This is a genomic window from Bradyrhizobium sp. NAS80.1, assembly GCF_001908205.1.
Lineage (GTDB): Bacteria > Pseudomonadota > Alphaproteobacteria > Rhizobiales > Xanthobacteraceae > Bradyrhizobium.
The window spans coordinates 1-7,638 of record NZ_LGHL01000219.1 but is presented as its reverse complement, the minus strand read 5'-3'; the positions used below and the strand labels follow the sequence as shown (position 1 = coordinate 7,638).

The following is a 7,638-nucleotide window of genomic DNA, read 5'->3' as shown; positions in this document are numbered from 1 at the left end:
ATAGGGGTCGACGTCGGCGGTGCCGGTGCGCGGGCGCGCGGTCCAGGCGCCGATGGTCAGCGCGCCGATCTCGGTGCCGCGCGTCGTCGTCATCCACGTCGCGCCGACGCCGACCACGGTCGCGAGCAGAAGGGCCGTCAATGTGATCAGGATCAGCCGCACGGGATCTTGTCAGTTCTTGCTCGGGGCGGATGCGTTCGCATTCTCTTCCGCATAGTTCTGCGGGAAGGCGAGCGCATTCGTCGACGCGGATGGCTTGGCTGCCCCGGCGTCGTCGGCCGCCGACTTGTTCGCGGTCTTGGCCGCGTCATCGAGCATCTTCTCGACGCGCACCAGAATGTCGGCGCCGCGCTTGGTCAGCACGGGCGGCGGGCCGGGCTTGGTCTCCAGTATCTTCGGCGCAGCATTGGCCTGCGCGTTGGCGATTGGCTCGCGCGGCAGCTTCTGGCCCATGCCGATGCCGGGAATCTCCCGGACCTCGACGCCCTGATGCGCCGCGACCATGATGTCGTGCCAGGTCTGCGCCGGCAGCGAGCCGCCGGTCATGCGGTTGGTCGGCGAATAGTCGTCATTGCCGTACCAGACCGCGCAGGTGAAATTGCCCGTGTAGCCGACGAACCAGGCGTCGCGATAAGCATTCGTGGTGCCGGTCTTGCCCGCGGTCGGGATGCCGTCGAGGGCTGCGCGGCGCGCGGTGCCTTCGCTGACGACGTGGCTCATCATGCCGGCCATGTCGGCGGCGATATTCGGCGGAATGGCCTGCTTCGGCTTCGGGCCGTCGCGGTCCCAGCGCCAGACGAGATCACCGGCGCCGGTGCGCACCTCCAACACGGAGTGCGGCGTCACCGACTTGCCCCTGTTGGGGAACGTGGCATAGGCGACGGCGTGCTCGAGCACGGTGACTTCGTCCGAGCCGATCGGCAACGACGGCGTGTCGGGCAGGGGCGCAGTGATGCCGAAGCGGCGCGCCACCTCGACGATCTTGGCGCGGCCGGCTTTGGGACCATCCTTGCCGCCGAGCGTGATCGACAGCTTCACCGGCACGACGTTGATCGAGCGGGTGATCGCCTGCGTCAGCGTCACCTGGCCGGAATAGGAATGGCCATAGTTCTGCGGACACCAATTGCCGATGCAGACGGGGCCGTCGACGATCTTCGAGTTCGGCGTAAACCCGTTCAAGAGCGCGGTGGTGTAGACATAGGGTTTGAACGACGAACCGGGCTGGCGATAGGCGTCGGTCGCGCGGTTGAACTGGCTTGCGCCGTAGTCGCGGCCGCCGACCATGGCGCGGATGCCGCCGTCGAGATCGGAGACGACGGTCGCCGCCTGCGTCGCGTGATAGTCGCGGCCGAACTGGCGCAGCTGGTTCTCGATCGCGTCTTCCGCCGCCTTCTGCACGTTGGTGTCGATCGCGAGGCGTACCACGAAGACACGTTCGGTGTAGGACTTCGGGAAGGTGTCGACCAGCTTGCGCATCTCGTCGAAGGCGTAGTCGAGATAATAGTTCGGCGAGGCCTCGTCGCGGCGATCGACGGCGAAGGCCGGGTTGCGGCGGGCGCCGAACACCTGGCCCTCGGTCATGAAGCCGGCATCGACGAGGTTGTCGAGCACGACGTTGGCGCGAGCGCGCGCGGCGGGCAGGTTGATGTGCGGCGCGTATTTGGTCGGCGCCTTGAACAGGCCGGCGAGCATCGCCGCTTCCGCAAGCGTCACGTCGCGTGCCGACTTGTTGAAGTAGAAATGCGCCGCGCCGTCGACGCCGAAAGTGCCGCCGCCCATATAGGCGCGGTCGAGATAGAGCTTGAGGATCTCGTTCTTGGTCAGGCGCCATTCCAGCCAGATCGCGAGAAACGCCTCGTTGATCTTGCGCTCGATGGTGCGCTCGTTGCTCAGGAACAGGTTCTTGGCGAGCTGCTGGGTGATCGACGAGCCGCCCTGGCGGACGCCGCCGGCTTGCGCGTTGGTGACGAGCGCGCGTGCGGTGCCGGCGATGTCGATGCCGAAATGGTCGTAGAAGCGGCGGTCTTCGGTGGCGAGCGTCGCCTTGATCAGCACGTCCGGAAAGTCTTCCAGCGGGATCGAGTCGTTGTGCTTGATGCCGCGGCTGCCGATCGGGTTGCCATAGCGGTCGAGGAACGTCACGGCGAGATCGGACTTCTTCAGCCAGTCCTCGTCCGCGGTCTCGCGGAAGGCGGGGATGGCGAGGGTGAGCAGCAGTATCAGGCCACCGAGCCCGAGGGTCGCGGCCTCCGATAGCGGCTCGATGAACACCCAGCGCTTCCACCGCCCGACGTAGAAGCGGTCCATGAAGGTCGAGTAGCGCTCATAGAGCTCGCGGATGCCCTTGGCCGAGGAGAACAGCGAGGAGTCGATGCGCGCATCCAGGTCCAGGAAGAAATTCCGGACGCGACTCTTCCAGTTGGATGGTGTGTTCTGGGCCACCTAGAACCCTTGAGGTTCGGTTCGAAAGCGTTCAAGCACCCGGCCGGGGCGGCATCGAGACGTCTTGAGGGATTGTTGCGGCAAACCCAAGGCGCCCGTTCCGCGTCCGAGGGGACTTGCTGTTCTTCTAGCCGAGCATGGCCTATAAACCAATGGCTACGCTCGCGATTTTGAACAACAGGCCTAATTGAACACCGGTTCATTACGGGCCTTGCGGGTGTAACTTGCAGCATCATGGCTGCACGCCCTAGATGGCACCAGCCGTAGCTCTTTCGAATCCTGTTGAGGCGCATGACCGCAGCTCCCAAACGACCCTCAGGCCAGGAGGGATTCTTCTGGAAAACCAAGACGTTGGAAGAGATGTCAGGGGATGAATGGGAGAGTCTGTGCGACGGCTGTGGCCGCTGCTGCCTGAACAAGCTCGAGGACGAGGATACCGGCCAGATCTATTTCACCCATGTCGGCTGCAAGCTGCTCGATGCCGGGACCTGCGCCTGCAAGGACTATCCGAATCGCTCCGACAAGGTTCCGGACTGCGTTCGCCTGACCCCGGCCAATGTCCGCACCCTGAACTGGTTGCCGCCGAGCTGCGGCTACAAGCTCGTCGCGGAGGGGCGCGACCTCTATTGGTGGCATCCGCTGGTCTCGGGCGATCCCAACACCGTGCATGAGGCCGGCGTCTCCGTGCGCGGCCGGGTCGAGGGCAGCGAGGAGGAGATCCCGGACGAGGATCTCGAGGATCACATCGTGCAATGGCCGGCAGTGCTGCCGAAACGGGCACGCCTGAAACGACGTCCGAAGGACTAACCCGTCGTCCGAACTCGGATCACGTCTTCGGGATAACCCGGCGGCGGGATGCACCCATGCGCCGCGGTGCCTGCCTGGGAAGAACCTTGCTGTCTAGATTGGACGGATAGAACGAATCTTTCGCGGCGCTGCGCCGCAACACAGCGTCCGAGCGAGATGAACAAGTTCGAACGGCAGGGCACTGCCGACGTCCAGGCTTTGCCCGACGATATCGCCGAAGAGCTGTCTCGCCTTCCGTCCGAGGTTTTGAGCGTCGATGACGCTCCCTCGCTCGCGCCGCCGGCACCGCTGTCGCAGGACGAGGTCCGCACCATCGTCATCAGCCTCATGCTGACGATGTTCCTGGCCGCGCTCGACCAGACCATCGTCGCGACTGCGCTGCCGACCATCGGGCGCCAGTTCCACGACGTCTCGAACCTGTCCTGGGTGATCACCGCCTATCTGCTCGCCTCGACAGCGGTTGCGCCGGTGTTCGGGACGCTGAGCGATATCTACGGCCGCAAGGCCATGATCATCACCTCGCTCAGCCTGTTCGTCGCGGGCTCGATCCTGTGCGCGATCGCGCCGAACATGCCGATGCTGATTCTGGCGCGCGGCCTCCAGGGCCTCGGCGGCGGCGGCATCATGCCGGTGGTGCAGACCGTGATCTCCGACGTCGTTTCACCGCGCGAGCGCGGCCAGTACCAGGCCTATTTCTCCAGCGTCTGGATGGTCGGCGGCATCCTCGGCCCGGTCATCGGCGGCGTGTTCGCCGAGCATCTGCACTGGTCGATGATCTTCTGGATCAATTTGCCACTCGCCGCTGCCGCAATCACGCTGCTGCTGCCGAAGATGAAGAAGATCCCGGTGTTCCACCGCAGGCGCAAGGTCGACTGGCTCGGCGGCGTCTTGCTGATGGCCTCCGCGGTCGTCTTCATGCTGGTGCTGACCTGGGGCGGTACGCGTTTTCCGTGGCTCTCGCCAACCGTTCTGTCAATGATTGGCGCGGCTGTCGCACTTGCGGTCACCTTCGTCTGGCACGCACGCCGCGCTGACGAGCCGTTCCTGCCATTGCCGCTGCTGAGGGGATCGGTTGCGCCTTTCGCGCTGACGGCCGGCGGCTGCGGGCTTGGCGCGATCACGGGCCTCACCGTGCAGCTCCCGCTTTATTACGAGCAGGTCTACCATCTCAGCGCCAGCGAGGCGGGGCTTGCGCTGATTCCGCTCGCCGCGGTCTCGACCTGCGGCGCGGCGATCGCCGGCCGCACCATGGCGCGCGCCAAGCACTACAAGCGCGTCGCCATCATCGGCACGTCCTGGGCCGCGCTCTGCGGCCTCGGCCTCACGCTCACCACCTTGCCGCTGTGGGGCCTCCTGACGCTGATGGCCGCGTTTGCGCTCGGCCTCGGCACGACGTTCCCGGTCTGCGTGGTCTCGCTGCAGAATTCGGTCGCGCGTCCGCAAGTCGGCACCATCACCGGTGCGATGAATTTCTTCCGCTCGCTGATGTCCTCGTTCACGGTTGCGGCGTTCGCGGCGATCCTGTTGATCGCGCTCGGCGCCGACGTTCCGCTCGCCGGCGAGCATCACGCCGCCGGCGCTGTGGTGATTCCCGCAGACGAGATGCGGCATGCGTTCCGCTACGTCTTCGGCGCCGCCACCGCGCTGATGGCCACCGCAGCGCTCTGCCTGATCATGATGGAGGAGCGGCCGCTGGCCGGTCCCACCGTCGCCCGCCAGGTGGAGATGGCGGAGTAGGGGCTAAAGCGCGATGAGATTGGGATAAGTCGTCATCGCGCTTTAGGTTGTTGTTTGAGCATGATCTTTTCGGAAAACCGCTGCGCACTTTTCCGGACCATGCTTTAGCCGCCGCGATCCTCGTAGGGGTCTTCGCTGGCATTGCCCGCGGCGGCCTTCCGCGCTGCCGCCCCAAGATGGCTCTTGAGCCGCGCCAGCGCGTCTGCGGACCAATCATGGACATCGGTGACCGCGACCCACGCATCGACGTAATGCTCGGGTGCATAGACGTGGCCGAAGCCCATCGGCGTGCCGTTCGCAACAGCCATGTCGAGGGCGAGCTGTAGCATCGTGACGATCGGATACCATCGTAGCTCCGGTGACACATCGGGCCCGCGCGGCGGCGTCATCCAGGCCGGCGGCTGGAAGGCATCCCGATAATTGAAGAAGGTAATCGCATCACTTGCGTATTGCAGATAGACCACGCGCATCGGGCCCCAGGGCGTGTCTGCCGGCACCGTTGGCCCGTTCTGGTTCATGAAGCGTACGAAGCGGCTGTCGCGGAATTCCGGCAGCCAGGCCGGTGAGCCCGGATTGCGGTTCGCAGTGATCGAGCTCCAGATGCGACTCGCGAACGGTGGCCCGCTCCAAAGCGCACCGGCGATCGGATCGCCGACCATCTCGAACAGCTCGGCGGATTTTTCCGAGTTCATGGCGCCGAGGCTCAGCCCATGCAAGTACAGCTTCGGCCGCCTGTCCTTCGGCAGCGTCGTCCAGTAGCCGTAGATTTCCGCGAACAAGGCGCGCGCCGCTTCGGCTCCGTATTCGGGTTGAAACAGCAACGACAATGGGCTGTTGAGATAGGAGTACTGAACCGCGACGCTCGCGACATCGCCATGGTGGAGATATTCGACCGAATCCATCGCAGCCGGATCGATCCAGCCGGTACCGGTCGGCGTGATGACGATGAGGTTCGCGCGCTCAAAACCGTGCTGCCGCTTGAGCTCGCCGAGCGCAAGCCTGGCGCGCGCTTGCGCGGTGTCGGCGCCAGCGAGGCCCACATAGACCCGCACGGGGTCCTGCGCAGCCTGCCCCGTGAAGGCGCTGATCTCGGCTGCGGTCGGGCCTGAGGCAATGAATCGGCGCCCCGTGCGCCCGAGCTCCTTCCACTTCACCAGCGATGCCAGACCTCCCGTTTTTCCCGGCGCTGTCGGCCGTGGTCGCTCGGGCTCGAACAAGGCGTCGAATTCGCGGAAGGACGAATCGAGCGCCCGAAACGCCGTGCTGATCAGGAGATTGTTGGCAATCGACCAGAAGAGCAGGCCTGCAATCACGACCCCGATGACGTTGGCGACCCTTCGCGGAATGACGCGCTTCGTGCACACGGCGACGAACCGCGAGACAAGCACGAACAGCCGCCCCAGTACCAGGAGCACGACGAACGTGATCACGGCGATGGCACAGACCTTGAGCGGATGCGCGGTCTCGACCGGCGCCATCTTCATGACGGCGCGGATCGAGTTCTGCCATTCGGCTGCCCGCCACAGATAGATGATGACGACGATCAAGCAGCCGGCCGCGACAAGCGCATTGGCGCCCGATCTCAGGCGTGCCGAGGGCTCAGGCAGCTCGAGATAATGCCACAGCCAGCGCCAAAGGTTTCCAGCGAGGTAGCCGATCGCAAAGCAGGCGCCGGCGAGGGCACCTTGCGTGAGATAGCTCCGCGGGACCAGCGTCGGCGTCAGCGCGGCCGCGAAGAACAGGGCGCCCAGCATGAGGCCGACGCCGGACAGCGAGAGCAATTGCTGGCGGATGAGCCAGATCAGTGTCCTGAAAGCACCCACCGGCAAGGCTATCCTCTGCTGTTGTCTGAAAAACCGCCCTTGCGCGGCAGCACGATCGTGAATTCGGTGAAGCTGCCCGGCTCAGTCGCGACGTCGATCGTGCCGCCGTGCTGTTTCACGATGATATCGTGGCTCATCGACAACCCGAGGCCGGTGCCTTCGCCGGCCGGCTTCGTGGTGAAGAACGGATTGAACATCTTTCCCTTCACCTCGTCCGGAATGCCGGTGCCGTTGTCGCGGACGCGGATTTCGATACGCTCGCCACAGTCGCGGGTCGCGGCGGTTACGACCGGCTCGTAACCGGCCGCGCCGTTGTCCGCCTTGCGCTTGGCGACCGCATAAAAGCCGTTCGAGATCAGGTTCAGGAGCACCCGGGTGATCTCCTGGGGATACACGTCGGCGGAGCCGGCCGCCGGATCGAGCTCGCGCTTCAGCGTCACGTCGAACTGCGGCTTCTCGGCGCGCGCGCCGTGATAGGCGAGGTTGAGGCTTTCCTCGACCAGCGCGTTGATGTCGCTCAGCCGGTGCTCGCCGCCGCCCTCGCGCGAATGCAGCAGCATGTTCTTCACAATGGAATCGGCGCGGCGGCCGTGCTGCACGACCTTCGCCAGATTGTCCTTCAGCAGCCCGGTCAGCTCGTCGACGTCCGCGCGAACATCTTCTGCGAGCGGGATCGGCGCAAGCGTCTCGTTCAGCTCGTCCGTCAGCTCAGAGGAAAGCGAAGCAAAATTGTTGACGAAGTTGAGCGGGTTCTTGATCTCATGCGCGATGCCGGCGGTGAGCTGGCCGAGGGATGCAAGCTTCTCGGTTTGAATCAATCGATCCTGAG

The 7,638-nt window shown here is 64.9% G+C and carries 5 protein-coding genes and 1 pseudogene; 2 read left to right on the top strand and 4 right to left on the bottom strand.

Annotation, left to right across the window (positions count from 1 at the left end):
- Together AC629_RS50800 and AC629_RS37590 are read right to left on the bottom strand one after the other, a co-directional pair.
- Positions 1-162: pseudogene (locus tag AC629_RS50800) on the bottom strand (DUF1214 domain-containing protein); the annotation flags it as partial.
- Between the two features lie 9 nt (positions 163-171).
- A complete protein-coding gene (locus tag AC629_RS37590) occupies positions 172-2,442 on the bottom strand; it encodes a transglycosylase domain-containing protein (protein ID WP_084809780.1) in 2,271 nt (756 codons plus the stop codon).
- A gap of 291 nt (positions 2,443-2,733) precedes the next feature.
- Between AC629_RS37590 and AC629_RS37585 the strand changes: the two genes are divergently transcribed.
- Positions 2,734-3,249, top strand: coding sequence for a YcgN family cysteine cluster protein (locus AC629_RS37585; protein WP_084809779.1), 516 nt, complete (start codon positions 2,734-2,736; stop codon positions 3,247-3,249).
- A gap of 156 nt (positions 3,250-3,405) precedes the next feature.
- Positions 3,406-4,986 carry an MDR family MFS transporter gene (locus AC629_RS37580; protein WP_084809778.1) on the top strand — a complete coding sequence of 527 codons (1,581 nt, stop codon included), beginning with the start codon at positions 3,406-3,408 and terminating at the stop codon, positions 4,984-4,986.
- 104 nt (positions 4,987-5,090) lie between these two features.
- Here AC629_RS37580 and AC629_RS37575 read toward each other — a convergent pair whose 3' ends face one another.
- Together AC629_RS37575 and AC629_RS37570 are read right to left on the bottom strand one after the other, a co-directional pair.
- The gene (locus AC629_RS37575; RefSeq protein ID WP_143199753.1) at positions 5,091-6,740 is read right to left on the bottom strand and encodes an alpha/beta hydrolase; all 1,650 of its coding nucleotides are present in this window, start codon (positions 6,738-6,740) and stop codon (positions 5,091-5,093) included.
- Positions 6,741-6,817: 77 nt separating this feature from the next.
- The coding region (locus AC629_RS37570; protein WP_245332113.1) for a sensor histidine kinase at positions 6,818-7,638 on the bottom strand (821 nt) is incomplete at its 5' end.

Coding starts and splice junctions, on each gene's coding strand:
- AC629_RS37585 (WP_084809779.1), top strand. CDS start 2,734: ATGACCGCAGCTCCCAAACGACCCTCAGGCCAGGAGGGATTCTTCTGG.
- AC629_RS37575 (WP_143199753.1), bottom strand. CDS start 6,740: ATGCTGGGCGCCCTGTTCTTCGCGGCCGCGCTGACGCCGACGCTGGTC.
- AC629_RS37580 (WP_084809778.1), top strand. CDS start 3,406: ATGAACAAGTTCGAACGGCAGGGCACTGCCGACGTCCAGGCTTTGCCC.